Below are 21,035 nucleotides of genomic sequence, written 5' to 3'. Positions count from 1 at the left end.
GGGCAGTCGTGCCTCGTGGGGTTCGAGGTGCGAGTGCCCTAGTCATACGCGGGTCCGGAGAGATCCGGCATGGCGGTCCTCAGCCATTCCTAGCTCGTAGGCCCGCCACTGCGTTCCAGCCTCGCATAGCGCCGGAGCCTCCCGCGGCATCTTCCCACTATAAAACCCAGAATCTCTGAACTTCACAAACTCAGCATGCTTACGCTGGACACAAGCGACAGTTATAATCCCTCATACGACAAAAAGAAGCATCCGTCAAAAACAGATGCTTCTCCACTGAATCTACTCCGTCAACGCAAACTGATGATCCGCTAACCGATAAGCATGGTCGCACGCTTTGGCAACGTCGGATTCATGCGTAATGATGATGACGCACTTGTTTTGTTCATGTGCCAACTGTTGAAACAGTGCGACAACCTCTTTGGTATTCGCTTCGTCAAGGTTACCCGTTGGTTCATCCGCAACAACCAGGTTAGCATCACAGGCCATCGCCCGGGCAATCGCCACTCGCTGTTGCTGGCCGCCGGATAATTTACCGACATTTTTCGTCATTTGCTCATCCGTTAGCCCCAGCTTCTGCAATAACTCTCGCGCAAAGGCCTGGTCGCCTTTATGACTGGAATCCGTAATGGCTAACGCCGTTAAAACGTTATTTAACGGTGACATGTAGGTCAGTAAATTATACGACTGGAACACAATTGAAACATCGTGTTTGCGATAGTTCGTCAGGCCGATTTGTTGAATGTCGCGCCCGTCTAATTCGATTGTGCCCTCTCTTGGGACATCCAATCCTGCCAGTAATGACAAGAACGTGGTCTTACCAGACCCACTTTGACCGATCACGGCGTAGGACTGACCGACTTCAAACGTTAAATTGACGTGTTGGAATAACGCATTTTCCGGTCGATCGTACCAGTAACCTAATTCTTTAATGTTGAGCATCGTTTCACCGCTTTCCTTAGTCTAATAGAATCTTCTTGGGTTGGAGTCGTAAAATACCGCCAGCCGCAACCACAACTGCGAGCAAGGTGATCACAAAGCCCATTGCACCTAGTTTAATCAACTGGACTGCTGAGAGTTTCACCTTAAGGGTCGTCTTCGCCGTCTTGGCGGATTGACCACCCATCTGGTGCATGCCACCACTTGGCGCTTGACCACTTGGCCGACTGCCAGTACCCATTTGACCACCAGGGCCACCGGTTGACTGGGTATTAGTCGTTTGTGATGTCGTCTGTTGACTGACCAATTGATTGCCGAGCTTATTACCGATAAATTGACCACCGATGCCGGCAATCACCAAACTCACAACCAGTACCATGGCTAATTCCACAAACAGCTGACCAATAATTTTGACTCGGCTTTCGCCCATTGCCAGTAACACGCCAATTTCATGTCGGCGTTCGCGAACTTGAAGCATGATGATCAGCGCTAAGATCACCGTTCCGGCGATGGCAACTAACCACACAATCTTATTAGCGAAGGATTTAATGTTACTCATCGACGCCTTAACCGTTTGGTAACTGCTGTCGTCAGCTGACAGGCTGTATTTGCTGGTGTTAATGAGTTGCTTGCCGGCTTTTTTGACCTTGCTGATGGCGCTTGGGTTACTGATGGTAAAAGTTACAGAATCCGCCGTATTGGCGTACTTGCTGCCCTTGACCGTGTTGGCAAAGGTCGTTGAGGTGTAAATCGTGTTGGCTGGATCACTGGCACCCGGCCCCATCGTGGTCGTTGCTGACGATTTGGCCTTGTAGATGCCGACCACTTTTAACTTGTAAGTCTTGCTGCCTGAAGTGGCTTTGACCTTGATCGTATCGCCGACTTTAAGGCCATCCGCCTTCGCCAGTTCTGATTCGATCATCACGTTATTGGTGCCGCTGTCGGCACTGGTAAGTTGCCGACCGGATTTTAGCGTGTTGGTCTTATTGCTGAACGAGCTTGAGGTTGCCGTGTTGGTCACCCCGGTGACGGTGATGTCGCCAGTGCTACTACTGCTGCTCCCGAACCGGCCGCCCATCATATTCGAACTAGAACTAGTTGAAACCGTATCGAACCCATCGGCATCAACTGATGTGCTGACCGTTGCGTTATAACTTGAGACGTTGGCTAGAGCCGCAATCTTCTTGGCATCGCTGAGCTTCACCGGCGACATGGTTAACTTCGGGCGACTACTACTGCTTGATGAACTGCTCTGCTGCATTTTTTTAAATGCGGCTTCCCGGTTAGCCGATAACGTCAGGGTCGCCCCAACGTTGGCTTTCGCCTGCTTGGTAGCACTATTGGCAGCGCTGTTGATCAACAGACCCGCAAAAACAAATAACATAATGGCTGACATCACAATCAGCATCAGCAGCGAGCGCCCCTTCTTAGCGGTCAAGCTCAACCAGGCACGTTTCACGAAGTTCATACGGACACCTCCGCTAGCTGTTGCTTAAAACCCTGAGTATCATTCATGAAAACTGCATCACCTTTCCGTTTTGTTTTTAGGCATGCTTTGTTTATACAGGTGGGGGCTTAATTTAAGCTTAAAAGGCAGAGTGTGAAAAGGCGCGCTTAGGACCCAGAATATAAGATAAATAAAGCGTAGTACCCCGGGCTTGGGTGCTACGCTTTATTTGTCTTATATGGCCGTCCTGCACCTTTTCACACGTTTCGGCTATGTCGCCAACACCTGCCAAATACAAAAAAGGCCTCGCCAACTCCCTCAGAAATTGACGACGCCCATCTAATACGCTTTACTTTAACTTCAATCCGCCGGCATAATCATACTAGCAATCACATAAACCACACACCCACCAACGATCCCCGTCAGAAAGGTCGCAATCGTATAGATAATCCGAACAAGTTGGCTCCCAATCAAAATACTCACTGACGCCCCCTAAAACGCCTGTGAAAACCCGATTCTTGGATTTAACTAATCGTTTTTGCATGGTGATTCCCCCTTTAATGGCAACGCAATCATTTTATAAACACCAGTTACTAACTTTAGTGTAACAGGTTATCGGTGGTTCAGCGACTAATTTAGTCACACTAATCAAACAGGTGACACAGGAGTGATTGCTCCTATGTCGCCCGTCGTATTGCTCATACTACTATCAAGACTAAAAACGCCTCAATAAGACTACTTACACAATTGAATTTCTAACCAATTTCACGTTCCGCAGCTTCGGCGTGATCCAAAGATACAACCACTCGCAAATCTGTAGCCAAGCATGGCCCAGTAACATTGCGCCAATCGTATCGGTTGGGTAGTGCGCGCCCAGATAAACTCGTGACCATGCCACCAAGATCAACCACAAGAATAAGAGGGTTCTGACAACGACCCATTGCCAGTAGTTGCGCAACATTGGCACCACAACGATCCAAAGAATCGCTACGATGATAGTCGTGCCAAACACGTGGCCACTTGGGAAACTAAACCCATTATCGGCAGCCAAGTGTCCCAGAGGACGTGCTCGCCGAACGATTTCTTTCGCGATGAACGCCACTGCATCCCCGCCAATGATCGTTCCTAACGCCCACAACGCCGGTATTTTATATTTAAATCCCCACAGTAAAAATGCGATGATAAAGACCACAATGAGGTCCATCTTGGGACTGGCAATTGTTGTAATCGCCCCGTAAATCGCATCCTTGGTGCCCGAACTATGCTTCTGGACCAGCTGAATCATAACGCCGTCTAGAAAATCTAATAGTCCTGAATGCGCCATGACGAACGCTGCCAACACAGCAAACAAGCCACCACTCACGAGCAGGCGGAATGGCCGGTCGCGTTCTTGTTCAATAATCATCGATGATTCCTCCAATTTTCTAACAACCTTAAAACATTGCACGTTCGAGTATAGCATAAATGTGACCAAGCTTGCGGGCTTCTTTCAGGCCTTAGCAGAAATTTTAATAGTCTCGGCAACCGCATTAGAATTTAACGCATCCGCCTGTTACGACTCCCATTTTCACCTTGGTACTGTTACTTCTATCTATCAGTTTTATTATTGCTCATACGTTTTGCGCTTTGACCATCAAAAAAAGATGCGCACATCACCCTTTCAAGTAATCTGCACATCTCTTTTTTGTCGCTATAGTTTCGGATTATTTCGGTGTTCCCGTCGCCACTCGTTTGACAGTTTCAACATGACTTTAGCTTGCAGTCGGTTAAATAACTCCGCTAATAAGAACCCAAACGCAATGGCGCCCGCAATCTCCGCCACCTGCAGGAAGTAACTCATGCTTCGGCGTTATCACCCAAGGCAAAATTCTTCACCATCTGATACGCCTGTCCACCAGGCACAAACGGGACCATACTCGGAATATTAAAGTTGATCACCGGCATCTTGAGCCACCGCGCCGCCTGCATACTAAGAACGCCAATCAGTAAAGCCCCGATTAGGTTAGCAATAGCAATGCCGGCGCCTGCTTGCAAGCACAAGAGGTAGGCCAAGAAACCCAGTGTACTGATAATCCCCCCGGCATTTAATCCTCGCCGTGTACGTTGATTAACACACCGAACGTAACGGTGGCGAAATAGGTGAGTATTAATTTAATGATCATCATCCACATTTGCGCACCCTCACAAAATCTGCAGGATCATTGCGATCCCGCTCCCAATCGCCACCGCACTCATCAAGGCTTCAATTCCTCGCGCGATGCCACTCACCAAATCACCAGTCAGCAAATCGCGTACGGCGTTGGTCAACGGTACTCCGGGAACCAACGGCATCACGCTACCAATGATAATATCATCCACGCTGTTGCCCCAGTGAACGTGCACCGCTAAAATCGCTAACAAGCCAATCGCAACTGCTGCTAAAAATTCACTCAGAAACCGAACTTGTGCCAGTTTATTCACGGCGTAAAAGACACCCCAACCAATCAGCCCAATCAAACAGGTGATCCAAAAGTCCGGAAAGTTGTTTCGAAAGACCACTTCCAACGTCCCACTGACGATTCCAGCTGAAACTAGTTGCATCCACAACGGGAAATACCGCGGGTGCACTTCTAGTTCGGTTAGGTCTGATTCAAATTCAACCAAATCAATCGCCCCCGCCGCAAACTTCCGCGATAAATCGTTCACCCGGGTGATTTTCTCCAAGTCGATCGTCCGCAAATTGATTGGTTCAATCTGGGCATTCTCCTCATCCGAAATCGACATCATGATGCCAGTAATCGTCACGTAAACCTTACTCTGTGGGTAACCTGCGCTGACGGCGATTCGGTGAATTGTATCCTCAACCCGCGCAACTTCTGACCCGTTTTCAATCATGATGCGCCCCGCATGCAGCGCCGTCTTAATCAATTGGTGTCCCCTGGTTCCCACATTGTTCGCCCCGTTTCATTTCTAATCTGCTAAGTTAAATTATAGCTTAGTCGCTCATGGTTTACCCACTTTATTTGTTGATTTTGGCAAATTAGGAGCAGGTCGCTGTTTTTGATTTAGTTCTAAGCATGCTGACGTTTGTGTCCAGCGATAATGTGCGGAGCGAGACGGGTTGAGAGCAGTGTGTAAGGTGAGTCCGGTGAAGGCGCCCGGGCCTGGCGGTTTTACCGGACTCGCCTTACATGCAGCTCTCAGTCTCGCGCAGCACCATTCGGCGTGGTGGCCAGAAAGCGCGTGGTTGACAAGTTTCTACAACTTCAGGAACCCCAGAAATGACAGCTTAAGTGGCGCCGAATTTTGTAGCCTGAGAGCGCCATCTTTTATGCGGCTTTGGCGAGCGAAGCGATGACAAACAGCCAACACCCAAATCATACCCAACACTTACGCTGGACACAAGCGTAAGTAAAAAACGCCCAACCAACGACAACACTGCCGTCAGTCAGACGTTCCACTATTCAACAAAAATATAATGCGCTGCTTTATACCCAATCGTCAGGTTCTGCTTATCCGTTAAGTTCTCAACCAGCACAGGCCCTTCAAACGGATCGTGTTTCTTGACCGTCAACTGATCGCCAATATCAAGTTTGATATCTCCAAGATACGTCAGTAGGTCATGGTTATCGATAAAGCGGGAAACCGTGACCGTTTCGCCATCCGCAACATCGTTTAAGATGAGGTGGGTTTCTTCATCGTAGTGGCCCGTCCGATCAGGAATGATGCCACCATGTGGACAGTGGGTTGGGTGACCCAACGCATCATCTAATGCGTTGGCCAGCCGTTCACTCGTCACGTGTTCCAGTTTTTCGGCTTCAACGTCGAGGTCGGGTAATGGGTAGCCCAAGCGTTTCACCAAGAACGTTTCCCACAGCCGGTGATTGCGAACCAGCACAACGGCGGCATCGATTCCGCGTTGCGTCAGCGTAATGCCCGCATAAGGTTCATGAATCACGTAGCCTTCTTCGGCCATTTTACCAATCATTTCGGTAACAGATCCTGCTGCAATGTTGAGACTAATTGCGATTTGCTTATTTGAGACCTTATCAGTGGCACCGCCCAACTCAAAAATAATTTTGAGATAGTCCTCTTTCATGGGCGTCATACCAGTTTTTGCCTTTTCCATTAACACCGTACCTCTCGCTACAACTTATCTGTCAATTTTTCGTTTAAAATCAGGCCTTCGTCTTTGCCGCGAACATCTTCCGCTTGAATCGTCACGTGACAAATACCGTATTTTGCCGCCAAAACGCGTTCAATTCGGTGATAAATCACCTCAGCCTCACTGAGCTTCATATCCCGCATGTTGACGTGGGCCGAAAACATGATCCGGTTCTCATCGATCATCCACACGTGAATGTGGTGCACGTTGGTGACGCCATCGATCTTCAACAGGTCGGTTTTGATGGCTTCGTAGTCCATCGTCGGCGCACCCTGCATCAGAATCGTGATGGTGTGTCGGATAATTGGCCATGATTCCACCGCAATATAGACGGCAACGATAATCGTGATAATCGGATCAACCATAGTCACATTGTACCACTGAATCAGCAATCCGCCGATAATAACTCCAAATGATGAGAGCGTATCACTCAACAAATGCAGATACGTTGCCTTCATATTTAAATTATGCTTGGACCCCCGATGAAGCAGCCAAGCAGAAAGCAAGTTGGCGATTGCCCCAACAACGGCCACAACTAGCATGATGTCGCCCTGAATGGTTTCGGGGTGCCGTAAACGCCGGACTGCCTCAATCACTAAGAAAGCGGAAACAACTAATAGCAACATGGCGTTCAATAAGGCAGCGAGGATCTGTGCACGACCATAACCAAACGTATTGCGGTCATCCTCACTTCGTTGGCTGATCCGGTGAGCGAAGTAACCGATGGCAATCGAAAAGGTATCGCCTAAATTATGGACCGCGTCAGACAACAACGCTAAGCTTCCGGAAAACAGGCCACCAAAAATCTCCAGCACTGTAATGCCAGCGTTGAGCAGCGTTACACCCAGAAACTTTTGTCCAGATAAGTTATCCCTTTCAGCCATCTCGCTCACCCCTTATCCCTTTATTATCGCACATTTTGCAGGGGACGAGAAGCGCAACTAAAAACCCCGAAGGAATAACCTACATTCCGTCGGGGCTGTTTTAAATCGTTCATTTAATTTGCGTAAACCGTTGCAGCTGACTTCGTTAATTTTTCGTAAGCAAAGTCCTGAACATCCGTCTGGTCATCCGCCTTCACTTCAACAGTGCCGGTCTTGGTGAACCCAGCCTTGTTGATCACGTGTTGCATGCCAAGTTTTCAGGATGCGTATCGATTCGCACGCCCTTCACTGCTGGATGCTGGTCAATTTCATCAAAGATGGCCGCCAGCAATTTGCCAGAAAGGCCCTTACCGTGGTGGTGACTCGACACCGCCACCCGGTGAATGGCAACGTAGCTGTTGCCAGCCGTCAGCCACTGACCATCAATTTCTTGATAGCTTTCATCTGGCGCTGGAATCACCGCCGCGGTGCCTAAAACATCGTAGCCATCCACCAACACCATTGTGCGACCATTTTGAATGTCATCCACTAAGACGTTGGTGTTCGGATAATTACCCTGCCACTGATCAATGTGTTGAGCGGCCAACAGTTGTTTACCGTCCTGAATAATTGACTCGATTTGTTGTAGATCTTTCATTTCTGCGCGACGTAATTTCATACGTTACCACCTCACCGTTTTTATAAGATTGTGCTATCTTAACGCGATTTCAAACGGGTGTCTACCAAAAAGAATCAATTAATTTCTAATATTTCGGTTAACGTTTTTCTAATTTCAAAACGTTGATTTTAGCCAGTTGGAAGCGATTCAGAATTGAAATTCTTATTTGCGTTTTGAGTGGTGATTGTGCGCAAGCTGTGTTTGAACGACATGACAACGACCATTCAATAATTATTGATGTCTCAATCGAGTCTATTTTCGCCACGTACCGAGAAAAGCTAACTACAGCTCTGCTATTGAGTGCTTTGGGCGATGCTCATTGCGATTTCTTTGTTTTCGGCGCTAATTTTGATTTTTCGTTTTGCTTTTTAGGCGGCATTGTGAGGTGGGCTACTTTGTCGTTTTTTCGGCTACTGCGCCGAAACGTGCAGAGAAAAACAAAGAGCTGCATGTAGCGGCGTCCAACTCAAGCTACCAAAACCCGGTAACTTAAGTTGGACGCCGCTACACTCCGCTCTTTAACCGTTTTTCTCCGCACTCTATTTTTCTCCGCACTCTAAAAGAAAAGCCCGCCACCTTAACTTCGATGTCGGACTTCCCTCAGTAGTAGACTTGGCAACCGGTTCTGAGAAAATCAATCTCTTAATTTTCACTTACCCGTCATTCAGATACGGTTACTGGCTTAGCTTACACTAAGCACTCAAAGCGCATTCTAGCGCCATCCACGGCAAATATTGTCAATGTTTAGCGGCGACGATTATCAAACTACGATCAAAGCCAAACTTCAAAAGTATTTCCAGGACCGGCTGTAACGGTCTACTACTATAGTAAGAATACCATTTAATTGCTCATAATCACACTATTTACTGCTCTTTTTGGGTAACTTTCATCAAGACGCCGTAGAGTACCATACTAATGATGATCACCACGAAGGTTGCGCCAATCGTGTCGGCAATCATTGGCACGTGCTTCAAGCCAACGTAGCACGCAACGGAAACGGCCCAAGTCAAGATAGCTAACCAGTTGACCCCACCTTGATACCAGTACTGACCCTTAACTTTAGTGAAGTCATCAATTTGGTATCGCTGGCGCCGCAACCAGAAGAAGTCGACCAAGAAGATCCCGATTTCCGGTCCCAGCACCATTCCGATTCCGTCTAAAAATACCGTGAAGACGTCCAAGAACGACGCAACGAAGATTGGTAAGAACGTCACCGCAGTCGCAATCAACGTCACGATCCAAAGACTGACCGTTAAACTGATTCGCTGGGTCATGTTGGTCAAGGCTGAACCCGCGGACATCAAGTTAACCGCGTTGGCCGTGGTACTGGTCAGAATAATCACGATCATTGCCAAGAACCCTAACCCCAACTTGCTGGCAATCGTACTTGGATCGGAGTTATTAGGATCAAAGTGGTTCAGCGTAATCGCCGTCCCGATAGTGGCAATCAACCCGATAAAGGCGAACCAGAAGAGACCCACGTTTGCCCCTAAGAAAGCAGCGTGCGTGGCATTTTTCTTCACACCGGTAAACCGAGAAAAGTCACTGGCGGCCGTCACCCAAGCGAGGTTAAAAGCAGCCAAGACGTCAATTGCAGCACCGGACGTCATCTTTAAGTTGTGCGGTGGTTGCCAGCTCATAATGTCGTGGAAGGAGACCGTTTGAAAGACCACGATGGTTTCCCAAACCACAAAGATCACGACGAGCACGATGCCGACCCGCTCGATCAACTGAACTGAACGTTGCCCTAAGGAGATACTTAATAAATGGAAGATACTCATCACAACGATGCCAACAACGAGCCCTAACGTCCCGCCCGGCTTACCATAGACCGGCCAGCCGAAGATATCATGGAAGAGATAACTCATCGAGGTCGCCGCGATAAATGTATTAACCGCCGCCCAACCAATGAATTGAACCATGTTGATGACGGATGGTAACAGACTCCCGCGAAGCCCAAACGATGCCCGCGTCAGCGTCATAGCGGTTAACCCGGTTTTGTAACCCATAAAACTGGCAGCTGCTAACAGTAAGTATGACACGATTCCCGAAATGATCAGTGCCGTTGACGCCGTCATGAACCACAGGCAGCAATCACACCACCAATGTACCAGGTCCCGTTATTCGCGTTGGCGCCAACCCACGTTGCGAACATATCCCAATACGACATGTGCCGATTTGCCATCGGAATGGCGGGCACCCGCCCTAAACCGTTCTTGGTTGCCATTGTTGTATTTCCCCCTATTAATTAAACTAAGCTTCGTTAACGGCGTGCTTTGGTAAAATCAAGTTCATCAAAATACCCAAGACGGTCACGATCGATAAGCCTGAGAAGGTCAAGCCGGCTACTTGAAGACTGGCGTTCCCGATCCCAATCACTAAAATCGTGGCAGAAATAATCAAATTACGCTTTTCGTTAAAGTCGACGTGGTTATCAACCAAGACCCGAAGGCCACTGGAAGCAATTACCCCGAATAATAGGAAGCTGATCCCGCCGATAACGGGCGATGGAATACTTTCAATGAGCGCTTAGCTTACCAACGAATGAGAATAGAATGGCAAATAATCCGGCACCGGCTAACATGTAAACGGAGTGCACTCGCGTAATAGCCAGCACACCAATGTTTTCACCGTAACTGGTGATTGGCGGGCCACCGACGAAACTGGCAATGATCGAGGCCGTCCCATCACCAGCTAAGGTATGGTTCAAACCTGGATCTTTAAAGTAGTTCCGGTGAGTCAATTTGTTCAGCACCATGATGTGCCCCATGTGTTCCGTCATCGTAACGAAGGCGATGGGCGCCATGCTCAAGATGGCATCCACGTGCCAAGTCATTTTATACGTTAAGAATGGAATCTGGAACGCCGGCATTTTAAACCAAGGTGCGGCCATAACGGGGGCAAAATCCACCACGCCGGCAAGCGCAGTAATGATATACCCACTCACGATCCCCAACAAAATTGGAATCAAGCCCAAGAAGCCCTTCATAAACATGTTGAAGAAAATCGTGATCAGTAACGTGGCAATGGCGATGCAAAACGACGTCAAACTGTAGTGGTTGTTGACCATGGTGGCGTTGTTCGCGGCACTGCCAGCCAAGGATAACCCAATAACCATGATGATTGGCCCCACGACGATTGGTGGCAACGCTTTGTCGATCCAACCTGAACCAATCATTGAGACCAACAAGCTCACAATCAGGTAAACGACCCCAACCGCTAACGTCCCCTGTGCAATTGACGGATACCCAGCTGACTTCATCAAACTTTGCATGACCACGATGAACGAGAAACTTGACCCCATGTAGCTGGAATCTTGCCCTTGGTGATCAAAATGTACATCAGGGTCCCAACACCGGAACTAAAAAGTGCAATTCCGGGATTTAACCCCACTAAAATTGGCACTAAAACCGTGGATCCAAACATTGAAAATAAGTGCTGAATCGATAACCCGACCCATTGGCCAAGTGATGGTCGTTCCCAAACATCAAGTACCGCATCTGGATTACGGTAGCGACCTTCTGACTGTTGCGACATACCCGTTTCCTCCTCGCCCTCTCACTTGGCTTCGGCGTGTTGAACGAAAAAACACCCCTATGCCCGCAGGTATAGAGGTGTCGTTTTAATTTGGCTACAATGCGCCAACCGAACGTCCCTTCTTAGCCTCACGGGACCAAGTTAAAAGGTTTCATATTGACTGTAATTATAGTGATTCTCTCATGGTGTGTCAATGTTAATTTAATCAATCTTCAATCTGACGCCATTCGGCCTCGTCAGCTCGGGAAATATCATTCAGAAATTTCAACACGCGTTGCGCGCGCTTTTCCTGATTCGCATAAAGTTGGTTGAGTCCCTGGCCAGTGGTCATCGGCGCACTTAAACTCAGTTGTTTGTCGTGACGTTCACCCTGAGAAAAGGCCACTACCATGTGGTCGTTATCGATCATCGTGAACAAAAAGAAACTACTAAACGAATCATCATCTTGAAGATAGGCCGGCATGGCCCAGATGCCTGATTTAAGCTCCCGCAATTCTGAATCGCCAAACCGGTAATCCAAGTGAGTCTTTTGTGTAATCGGCGTTTTTAAAAATAACATCATATGGTTAAATTGTTCATCACCCAAGTTTAACGTGGGTTCGTTGGTTTCCGTCAAGTTATTACCTCCAAATTGCTGTTGCAGTCATCGCTCCATTCTACCAATAATTCGGGGTGAGGCAAAGTCCGGTGACTTACTGATGACAGCTTGTTTTCATGGCGTATTCAAGAATCCGAAAGATTTTTTAATTAACGCCAATAAATTCCGTTTTCTCAACATTCTAAAATACTACCCAATCTAGGCCCAGCGGTATTAACCGGTCAACTGGTACAGTTAACCTAATTCGCACCAACTTAAAAATAAATCCGTCACAAGGATTGACGAACATTCAATTTTCGAGTAAAGTACAAGGCAATCAAATAACCAAAAATAATTCAGACTGGGAGCTGACTTTTTGATGACAACTTTAGCAACTGAAATCGCCGGAAGAACCTTTGACAACTGTTTAATGAACGCCGCGGGCGTGCGCTGCCAATCGATAGCCGATCTGAACAAACTGATCGACTCCACCGCTGGGGCTTACGTGACCAAGAGTGCCACACCGGTGAAGCGGCTGGTAACCCTTCACCACGGATGCACACCCTGCCAAAGGGCAGCATCAACTCGATGGGGTTACCAAACGAAGGCTTAGACTACTACTTGGACTTCGTCTTACAAGACCAAGCCAATCGTCCCGGGACCACCAACTTCTTATCCGTTGCAGGGACTAGCTTAGAAGACAACTTAAGCATGTTGCACCAGATTCAAGATTCCGCCTACACCGGTTTCGTTGAATTGAACCTCTCTTGCCCAAATGTCCCAGGACATCCACAGGTCGGTTACGACTTCGACCGGGTTAAAACAGTGTTGACCGCGGTATTTGACTTCTACACCAAGCCACTTGGTGTTAAATTACCACCCTACTTCGATTTAGTGCACTTTGACCAAATCGCTGACATCCTGAACCAATTCCCACTAACTTTCGTCAACTCGATCAACAGTATCGGTAACGGTCTGGTTATCGACCTCATGCCGAAAAAGTTGTGATTAAACCTAAAGGTGGCTTTGGCGGCATCGGCGGTGCATTCGTTAAACCAACCGCTTTGGCCAACGTTCGCGGCTTAGCCCTTCGCTTGAAGCCAGAAATCGCCATCGTTGGGACCGGCGGTATTCTCAACGGCCAAGACGTCTTCGAACACATCCTCTGCGGCGCCTCCATGGTTCAAATCGGTACCCAATTCGGCTACGAAGGCACCCAAATCTTCGACCGCATCTCACAAGAACTTACCGCCATCATGGCAGCTAAGGGCTACACTAGCATCAACGATTTCAAGGGTAAGCTTAAGACCTTTGATGACTAATTATTGAACTTAACTCGGACTCAGCACTTTCGACGGTGCTGGGTCCTTTTTTTGCTTGTGTCCAGCGTAAGTGTGCGAACTTTGTGAAATTTGGCTTCGTCTGCGCGTTAATCATGGTTGACATTGTGGGCACAGCCGGTTGGCCTGAAAATTTGGGCACTGGAACGCCATGGGCACGATTCTGAGCCGAAAGCCCGCGTCTCAGAATACGGCCTTTTACTAGTCTGGCAAGAAACGCCAGCCAAGTAAATTTCATGGCTGAGGCCCAATTTTCAGACCGACCTCTTGTCTGCGGGTTTTCGGCAGCGGTTACCACACTCCCGAAAATCTATCATGAAGAGTCAAGCTGTTGTACGATGACAATTGCGAACATCTCAATAACCGCTGAATAGCAGCGTTACCGCATCGAGTCAACAATCCGTTCAAGCACATTGCGTCATCGTTCAGAATGGATTGACGTTTGATCATTGTGCTAATGATCATTTTGACGTTGAGCGACTCAACCTCAGTCGTTGCAATACTGCAACTAATCAGTCAAGCAGTTGAGATGTTCTACGATAGTGTCGAATTGCACACTGTAAGATTTTGGTATGCGGCTAGTTGGATGCTATGTCGCGATAATTGGTGGTTGTTGGTGTTCTTCCGACAACCGCCAATTATCGGGGACGAAGTTAAGACTCGCGTGCGTTTTGGCGAGGCTTAACTTCGAGGTCTGAGACCGCCCTTCGGCTCAGACCGGCCCCATAGCGGGAACCTAGCCGCATACCGGAATCGACAGTTCAAGCAAATCATCGCACTTCACAAACAACAACAAAAAACGGCCAGGCAAACGCCTGACCGTAGTTGATTGATTAAGTTAGTTAAGCGGCGACCCGCTTTTGCATGTGGTAGTACTCGTGGTCACCGACCATTTTGGTGCCGACCACGTGGAACCCCACGCGCTGATATAGTGCCATGGCATCGGGATTTTCAAAGTCAACGATCAACCCCATCACGTTTTCGTGGTCGCGGTTGGCGTAGGTTGGCAGTGACGCAAGTAGGCGTTTGCCGATCCCGTGTCCTTGATAGTGTGGTGAAACGGCAATGGAATCCAAGTACCATTCACCCGCTGCCGTCTCTGGCTCCGCTTCAAACGGTGTGTCAAAGGCGGCACTTTTGGCTGACAGGCGACGAAGGACTTCGTCGACCCGTGCCTCATTTTGTCCGGGATACCCGAAGGCAACCCCAACAACTTGACCATCGGCCTCGGCCACCACGGTGGTTGCGTCACCGGACAGATAACTGCGGGTCCGGTAAGCCATCGCGATGACCTGCTCTAAGTCAGGTTCGGGGACGTCTTCAAGTTCTTCAAGTTGCATCTCGTCAAAAATCAGGTTAATCAGCGGTGCTATCTGGCCAGCGTCTTCCTGCTGAGCCTCTCGTATGGTAATCAAAATAAATCCTCCAGTGTATTTGCGTGTTGCATAAGAGGATACCGGATTCTGCGGGATTTGTCAAAGGCGCTGGTCCTCACCCTGTTTGCGCAGTTCGGCGAGTTCTTGGCGAATCTCACCTAAAATCTCAATTTGGAGCTTTTCGATTTCCAAAGTATGGGGAATCTGGTTTTGTGACAGATGATCAAGCTTGGCATGCAAAATTCGCAATTCATGCTCGGATTTTAAATTTACGTGAAAGTCATTTTCAGCATCCATCCGGTCCCGGTCCGCTGACCGGTTTTGGCTCATCATGATAATAGGCGCTTGAATGGCCGAAATACAGCTTAAACACAGGTTCAACAAAATAAATGGATAATCATCAAACCGAATCCCAAACAACTGCAGGCCGTTGATCACCATCCAGGTCACCAGCACGAACACAAACACGCCAATGAAGCCCCAACTCCCACCGAAGCGCGCGACGTTATCCGCCACCCGCTCGCCCAGTGTCAGACTCTTGGTCAACGTTTCGTTCACATCCGTAATCTCGTAATCATCACTCTGTAACGCCCGTGTCAACTTACGGTTGATTTTTTGACTCTGCTTCAAGTCCGAGCTGATCAACGCGTCAACGTTGGCTAACCGGTAGTCCAACAAGTGATGCCCGCAGATAAAACTGGTCACCTTCGCCTGCGGGTAATCCTTTTTGATTCGTTGCCGTAACGTAGTCGATAGGTCGATCAAGAATAGCCCGGATTCAACGGGATACGTCTTACCATCCACCAGACACGTTGCCGTCTTCGTTTCTGTTTCCGCCATATCGTCGCCTCATTTCTCTCACTTTAGTTAAGTCTAGTTTAACGTATATGCTACTCAATTGCCCAATTTAACCTAAAAAAACACGCCCTCAGTGAGAGCGTGCTGTTCTATCCAGCTAATGGTCAACACCATCGAACGGATAGCTAAAACTTCATTTAAATACAGGGGTCTAAAATCAAAGTGACAGCCAGATGTCTTCGTAACTGATTATTCGGTGACCAATTTCCGATCGCTGTATGACCGTTTAGCAAGCTTTAATGAAGCTTTGACCTCAGCGATATGTTTGGCAAATTGTTCATCTTTTAAGTCGCAGTCAAACCAAGATAACTCGGTTAAGTTTTCCTCTACCCGGTTCAAGATTTTTTCAATTGCCTGCTGTGACTCATCATTACTTGTCATCTAAATTCACTCCTTATTTTTTTGTACAATGCCACTATACCGGTTTCTGTAGGGAATACAAGCAAAATCCACCTTTTTCTTGAGTATGAGGACAATTCTTACTTTGACGCGGTTTTTCATCATCAAATCCTCATTTAAGAGTCAAAATCGTTTAATTGTTTTAGCAGACCAATTCAAAAAACGTTGCCCAAAGCGCACGATTTGGACAACGTTTTTCACTTGGATTAAGCCTGAACAATTGCCGACATATCCGCCGGTAACGGACATTCAAACTGGCGTTGATCATGCGTTACTGGATCTTCAAAACTAAGCGCATAAGCGTGTAAGGCCTGTCGCATGAGTTGCGTTTGCGGGCCGCCGTAAAGTTCATCGCCAAGCAACGGATGCCCCAACGATTGAAAGTGTGCACGAATCTGGTGCGTCCGGCCAGTATGCAGGAGCACCTCAACTAGCGTCCAATCAGCCCCGCGTTGTTTGACCCAGTACTCAGTCTGCGCTGACTTGCCATCCGGTGCCACGATTTGATTGACGCCATCATCCGCTCGTCGCAATGGCGCATCAATCATATCGTGATCTGCCGGTAACTGACCGCTGACAATGGCCAAGTAGCGTTTGACCAACGTGTGATCACCTAGTTGCTGATTCAACCAAGAATTGGCCAATCGGTGCTTCGCTAACAACACCAAGCCACTCGTATCCCGATCCAACCGCGTAATCACGTGTGGCACCAGTTGGCGGTCACCCGCCGCAACTAAGTGGCCCTTCACCAGGTTCACCAACGTATCGGTTCGGTTACTGGGACCAGGCACTACCGTCAGGCCGGCTGGTTTTTCGACGACCATTAAATTCTCGTCTTCGTACTGAACGGTCAACGGCCCATCACTGACCGGCACGTTTGGGTCAGCCGGTTCTTCCGGCACGATCAAGGTTACCTGATCACCCACGTTCACCTTAGTGGCGGGTTTTACCGACCGACCGTTGATCAGGACCTGACCGTTACTCTGATTGATTTGACTAAACATTCGGTGACTCACGCCCTGTTCGGCCAAAATGGTCTTGGCAGTTGCGCCGGGATGGGTCACGTTCCAACTAAATTTCATGCTTATCGCTCCGATTACTAGATTTCGTCATCTTGCTGGGCAAGTAAGGTTCGCAGGGCGGGGTATTTATCAGCTGGTAAATTGTACTGTTGCCGGAACGCACCGATGGCATCCGCTTCGTACTGTTCCGGATCCAAAATCATCTGGCCAGTTTCCAGCGGTGGTTCTTCGGTGATCACGGCGTCCAATACGATTGGCTGGGTGTTGCCCGCAGCTAAGTGGTCTTGGATCGTTGCGATTGCCGCCGTTAAGGAAGCCGCATCCGTTACTCGGAGTCCCAAAGCCCCCATATTTGTGGCAACCCCGGCCCAGTTGGCATTGTTGAAGGTCAACCCGTAGTCCGTCTGACCACTGTTGGCCTTCTCCTGCCGAATAAACCCGTACCCGCCATTTTCGAGAATCACGTTGATGACTGGTAACTGATATTGTACCTGAGTTAACAGGTCTTGGACAACCATTGAAAAACCGCCATCACCAGAAACCGTGATCACGCGCCGTTTGGGATAGCTCAATTGGGCCGCGATTCCGGCCGCTAAGCCGTAGCCCATCGCACCAAACCAGCCCGACATCGTGAGTTGTTGCTGTTGATCAAACGGCAACATCCGGGTTGAAAAGACCGTGTTGTTCCCCACATCTAACCCGTAGATCGTATCACTTTCGCTTAACGTCCCCACCTGACGTAAGACAGCTTCAGCAGTCAAAGGCGCATCATCAATCAAGGTTGCCCGCTCATCAAGGTAGGCCAACCAGTTCTGCCGAGATTGCTGGCAGGCTTTCAAGAAGGCCGTTTCCGGCAACTGGGCCGCCTGAGCTGCCAACAACTGCTGTAAGTACGCCCCGGCATCCGCGACCACCGCTTGGTCTGCATGAATTTGTACGCCAAGGTCCGCTGCCCGTTGATTGATTTGAATCGTTTTGACGGGTTGGTCTAAATACCGCATAAATGGATAAACGGTCCCCACCATCACCACTAAGTCGGCCATGTGTAACGCCTCAAAAGCGGGCTGGGTCCCCATTCGTCCCTGAGTGCCCATGAAATTCTCAAAACCAGTTGGCACCAAACCAGCTGCGGGCGCCGACGCAATCACGGGTAATCCCAACCGCTTCGATACGGCGACCACTTCCGCCTTGGCTGCTTTGACACCAGAGCCAACCAACATCACTGGCCGCTCAGCTTCTTTAATTAATGCTAAAGTCGTTTTGACTTGGTCAACACTACCACCAGCTGGCGTAGCGGTCGCTGCTCAACCACTAACGGCTGGTAGTCGATCTCTTGATTGGCTAAATCATCCGGAATCAATACCACACTTGGTGATTGGGTATCGTACGCCGTTTGAATGGCTTCCCGAATCACCGTGGGAATCGTCCGCGCATCACTGACTTGGCGGTGATAGGTATCTAGGCCCGCAAACAGTTCGTTTTCGTCAAAGTCTTGAATATAGTGGGTGTTGATCATGTCGGTCGCAACCGTGCTCATAATCAATAGCATCGGCGTGTGGTCCATCTTCGCATCACACATCCCATATAGGAGATGAACGGCACCGGGACCAACCGAGGCCATGGCAACCCCAATTTGTCCGGTTAACTTTGTTTCGGCAACCGCAGCCAGCGCCCCAACCTCTTCGTGACGCACCTGGATGTAGGCCATCCGCTCCTGTTCTGCCGCAAACCCATCAATCAATGAATCGGCCGGAATCCCGTAAACGTGACTGACCTGCCAATTTTCAAGTTCCTGAACTAACGCTTGTGACGCTTCATTACTGTCATTAACTGCCTCCGTTCATCGCATCCGCGATTTAACAAGCTTTTGCCAATTTGGCTAACAGGTCTATTTTAGCAAAGAATGGGATTGAAAGCAGTTCCAGTCTCGGCAAACTTTTTGAAACAACATCCTTTGTAATTTGTCTGATAAATTAGTTTGATTGTCAAATCATTGGTTTATCAGCGAAAATATTTTAAAAATCACCAAAACCATGAAACCGCAACCATGGAAGCGCTTAACTTTGCTCATTATTTATAATACAAATAAATCGACTATTGATTTATGCGTATAAATACCGTACAGTATAACGTGTTAGCGTTATCTTATTCAATGAGAGCGGTGTCTTCTTCTTATTCGGCTGAGTGCGCGTTCGTTGTTTTTTACACAAACCTCGACACTCGCCACGCCATTATGCCACCTATTACCCGTTATTGATAACGTTTTCATTTAAATTCGTCTGTAACTTAAACTCAAGGAGGCAACAAACTCATGCAACAGGAGAAAAAGATTTCTAGTGGATTTATCTACTTCTTCGGTTCATTCGGGGGCATCCTCTTCGGTTATGACATCGGTGTTATGACCGGGGCACTCCCATTTCTTCAAATTGATTGGCATCTGCAAAACAACGCCACCATTACTGGCTGGATCACTTCAGCCGTCATGTTTGGGGCCATCTTCGGTGGGGCTTTAGCTGGTCAGCTTTCTGACCGTTGGGGCCGTCGAAAGATGATTCTGCTCTCCGCCTGATTTTCGCAGTGGGGTCACTGCTTTCTGCCGGGTCACCTCATGATGGTCAGATTTATTTGATTATCGTGCGGATGTTCTTGGGACTTGCGGTTGGGGCGGCGTCAGCACTCGTTCCCGCCTACATGTCTGAAATGTCACCGGCTGAAAAGCGGGGCTCGCTATCTGGGTTAAACCAAACGATGATCGTGACCGGGATGTTACTCTCCTATGTTATCGACTTCGTGCTTAAAGGCTTGCCAGAAGTGCTCGCTTGGCGGTTAATGCTTGGTTTAGCAGCCGTTCCAGCTGCCATTCTCTTCCTCGGGGTCCTCAAGTTGCCAGAATCACCACGGTTCTTGGTTAAAACCGGTCACCCAGACGAAGCGCGTCAAGTGTTAAGCTACATTCGGAAAGATACCAGCACCATTGATGATGAATTAGCCGACATCCAATCAGCTTCTCAAGAAGAATCCGCCGCTGCCAAGTCAACCTCATGGGGCACCTTGGTCAGCAAGCGGTACCGCTACCTGGTGATTGCCGGGGTCGGTGTTGCAACTTTCCAACAATTCCAAGGCGCTAACGCCATCTTCTACTACATTCCATTGATCGTCCAAAAAGCAACCGGTAAGGCCGCAAGTTCCGCTTTAATGTGGCCAATTATCCAAGGCATCATCCTCGTGTTAGGCTCCCTCCTCTACATCGCCATCGCCGAAAAGTTCAACCGGCGGACGTTGTTAACCTTAGGTGGCGCCGTCATGGGTCTGTCATTCTTACTGCCAACCGTCATTAACTGGCTATTACCAAATACCAGTCCAATGTTGATTGTCGTCTTCCTATGCGTCTACGTTGCCTTTTACTCCTTCACTTGGGCCCCATTGACCTGGGTGTTGGTCGGTGAAATCTTCCCACTCCAAATTCGGGGTCGCGCATCCGGCGTTGCATCGTCATTTAACTGGATCGGATCATGGTTGGTCGGTCTCCTCTTCCCAGTGATGACCGCCAACATGAGCCAAGAATCCGTCTTCGCCATCTTCGGCATCATCTGTCTCTTAGGCGTCGCTTCATCCGCTTTGCCGTTCCTGAAACTCGTGGCAAAACACTTGAAGAAATCGAAGCTCAAGGTACTGGTGATCGCACGGCTTATGAAGCATCGACTGAACAAGAAAATCGTTAATTTGAATTGAAAAGATTCCGCTACCTGTTGGGGTGGCGGGATCTTTTTTGTTGTCGTTTGTGCCCAGCGTAAGCATCTTTAGTTTGTGAAATTCAGTGATTCTGGTTTTGGATAGTGTGAGGATGCCGCGGA

The 21,035-nt window shown here is 48.6% G+C and carries 17 protein-coding genes and 6 pseudogenes; 2 read left to right on the top strand and 21 right to left on the bottom strand.

Features of this window, described 5'->3' with window-relative positions; translation table 11 throughout:
* Window positions 1-282: 282 nt before the first annotated feature.
* The 15 genes and pseudogenes from JCM2765_RS12035 to JCM2765_RS11985 form a co-directional block, all read right to left on the bottom strand.
* Entirely contained in the window at window positions 283-942 is a 660-nt protein-coding gene (locus tag JCM2765_RS12035; protein WP_054736956.1) for an ABC transporter ATP-binding protein, read from the bottom strand.
* A gap of 16 nt (window positions 943-958) precedes the next feature.
* Window positions 959-2,407, bottom strand: a complete 1,449-nt coding sequence (locus JCM2765_RS12030; protein ID WP_054736955.1) for an ABC transporter permease — start codon at window positions 2,405-2,407, stop codon at window positions 959-961.
* Window positions 2,408-2,746: 339 nt separating this feature from the next.
* A complete protein-coding gene (locus JCM2765_RS18820; protein ID WP_263849441.1) occupies window positions 2,747-2,869 on the bottom strand; it encodes a hypothetical protein in 123 nt (40 codons plus the stop codon).
* Between the two features lie 10 nt (window positions 2,870-2,879).
* A pseudogene (locus JCM2765_RS19180) lies at window positions 2,880-2,930 on the bottom strand (hypothetical protein); the annotation flags it as partial.
* Window positions 2,931-3,125: 195 nt separating this feature from the next.
* Complete coding sequence (locus tag JCM2765_RS12025; RefSeq protein ID WP_054736954.1) at window positions 3,126-3,791, bottom strand: phosphatase PAP2 family protein; 666 nt, start codon at window positions 3,789-3,791, stop codon at window positions 3,126-3,128.
* 285 nt (window positions 3,792-4,076) lie between these two features.
* Complete coding sequence (locus JCM2765_RS19175) at window positions 4,077-4,226, bottom strand: hypothetical protein (RefSeq protein WP_369404080.1); 150 nt, start codon at window positions 4,224-4,226, stop codon at window positions 4,077-4,079.
* Window positions 4,223-4,438: a threonine/serine exporter family protein gene (locus JCM2765_RS19170; RefSeq protein ID WP_369404079.1), complete on the bottom strand. Its 216-nt coding sequence runs from the start codon at window positions 4,436-4,438 to the stop codon at window positions 4,223-4,225. The genes JCM2765_RS19175 and JCM2765_RS19170 overlap by 4 nt, the downstream gene beginning before the upstream one ends.
* 129 nt (window positions 4,439-4,567) lie before the next feature.
* Window positions 4,568-5,293: a threonine/serine exporter family protein gene (locus tag JCM2765_RS12015; protein WP_225352087.1), complete on the bottom strand. Its 726-nt coding sequence runs from the start codon at window positions 5,291-5,293 to the stop codon at window positions 4,568-4,570.
* 532 nt (window positions 5,294-5,825) lie between these two features.
* Entirely contained in the window at window positions 5,826-6,473 is a 648-nt protein-coding gene (locus tag JCM2765_RS12010) for a metal-dependent transcriptional regulator (RefSeq protein ID WP_054736958.1), read from the bottom strand.
* 38 nt (window positions 6,474-6,511) lie between these two features.
* Window positions 6,512-7,414 carry a cation diffusion facilitator family transporter gene (locus JCM2765_RS12005; protein WP_054736953.1) on the bottom strand — a complete coding sequence of 301 codons (903 nt, stop codon included), beginning with the start codon at window positions 7,412-7,414 and terminating at the stop codon, window positions 6,512-6,514.
* Window positions 7,415-7,527: 113 nt separating this feature from the next.
* The gene (locus tag JCM2765_RS18815; protein WP_263849439.1) at window positions 7,528-7,662 is read right to left on the bottom strand and encodes a hypothetical protein; all 135 of its coding nucleotides are present in this window, start codon (window positions 7,660-7,662) and stop codon (window positions 7,528-7,530) included.
* The gene (locus JCM2765_RS12000) at window positions 7,650-8,072 is read right to left on the bottom strand and encodes a GNAT family N-acetyltransferase (RefSeq protein WP_225352086.1); all 423 of its coding nucleotides are present in this window, start codon (window positions 8,070-8,072) and stop codon (window positions 7,650-7,652) included. Before JCM2765_RS12000 ends, JCM2765_RS18815 begins: the two co-directional genes overlap by 13 nt.
* Window positions 8,073-8,935: 863 nt before the next feature.
* A pseudogene (locus JCM2765_RS11995) lies at window positions 8,936-10,299 on the bottom strand (cytosine permease).
* 26 nt (window positions 10,300-10,325) lie between these two features.
* Window positions 10,326-11,609, bottom strand: a pseudogene (locus JCM2765_RS11990) (uracil-xanthine permease family protein).
* A 205-nt stretch (window positions 11,610-11,814) separates the two neighbouring features.
* Window positions 11,815-12,225 carry a hypothetical protein gene (locus JCM2765_RS11985; RefSeq protein ID WP_225352085.1) on the bottom strand — a complete coding sequence of 137 codons (411 nt, stop codon included), beginning with the start codon at window positions 12,223-12,225 and terminating at the stop codon, window positions 11,815-11,817.
* A gap of 340 nt (window positions 12,226-12,565) precedes the next feature.
* Here JCM2765_RS11985 and JCM2765_RS11980 point away from each other — a divergent pair.
* Window positions 12,566-13,508: pseudogene (locus JCM2765_RS11980) on the top strand (dihydroorotate oxidase).
* Window positions 13,509-14,368: 860 nt separating this feature from the next.
* On the opposite strand, the gene JCM2765_RS11965 reads toward JCM2765_RS11980, so the two are convergent.
* The 6 genes and pseudogenes from JCM2765_RS11965 to JCM2765_RS11940 form a co-directional block, all read right to left on the bottom strand.
* Window positions 14,369-14,941, bottom strand: coding sequence for a GNAT family N-acetyltransferase (locus JCM2765_RS11965; RefSeq protein WP_054736950.1), 573 nt, complete (start codon window positions 14,939-14,941; stop codon window positions 14,369-14,371).
* 60 nt (window positions 14,942-15,001) lie between these two features.
* Window positions 15,002-15,742, bottom strand: a complete 741-nt coding sequence (locus tag JCM2765_RS11960) for a DUF1003 domain-containing protein (protein ID WP_054736949.1) — start codon at window positions 15,740-15,742, stop codon at window positions 15,002-15,004.
* Between the two features lie 207 nt (window positions 15,743-15,949).
* Entirely contained in the window at window positions 15,950-16,141 is a 192-nt protein-coding gene (locus tag JCM2765_RS11955; protein ID WP_054736948.1) for a hypothetical protein, read from the bottom strand.
* Window positions 16,142-16,365: 224 nt separating this feature from the next.
* Window positions 16,366-17,241: an RluA family pseudouridine synthase gene (locus JCM2765_RS11950; RefSeq protein ID WP_054736947.1), complete on the bottom strand. Its 876-nt coding sequence runs from the start codon at window positions 17,239-17,241 to the stop codon at window positions 16,366-16,368.
* A 17-nt stretch (window positions 17,242-17,258) separates the two neighbouring features.
* Window positions 17,259-18,401, bottom strand: coding sequence for a thiamine pyrophosphate-dependent enzyme (locus JCM2765_RS11945; protein ID WP_263849442.1), 1,143 nt, complete (start codon window positions 18,399-18,401; stop codon window positions 17,259-17,261).
* A gap of 29 nt (window positions 18,402-18,430) precedes the next feature.
* Window positions 18,431-18,982 (bottom strand): annotated as a pseudogene (locus JCM2765_RS11940) (thiamine pyrophosphate-binding protein); the annotation flags it as partial.
* A gap of 510 nt (window positions 18,983-19,492) precedes the next feature.
* Here JCM2765_RS11940 and JCM2765_RS11935 point away from each other — a divergent pair.
* Window positions 19,493-20,903: pseudogene (locus tag JCM2765_RS11935) on the top strand (sugar porter family MFS transporter).
* The last annotated feature ends 132 nt before the right edge of the window (window positions 20,904-21,035 follow it).

The sequence above is a fragment of the Secundilactobacillus similis DSM 23365 = JCM 2765 genome, from assembly GCF_001311075.1.
Classification (GTDB): Bacteria; Bacillota; Bacilli; order Lactobacillales; family Lactobacillaceae; genus Secundilactobacillus; species Secundilactobacillus similis.
The sequence above is the reverse complement of the archived record's forward strand: the minus strand, read 5'-3'. Positions and strand labels throughout refer to the sequence as shown.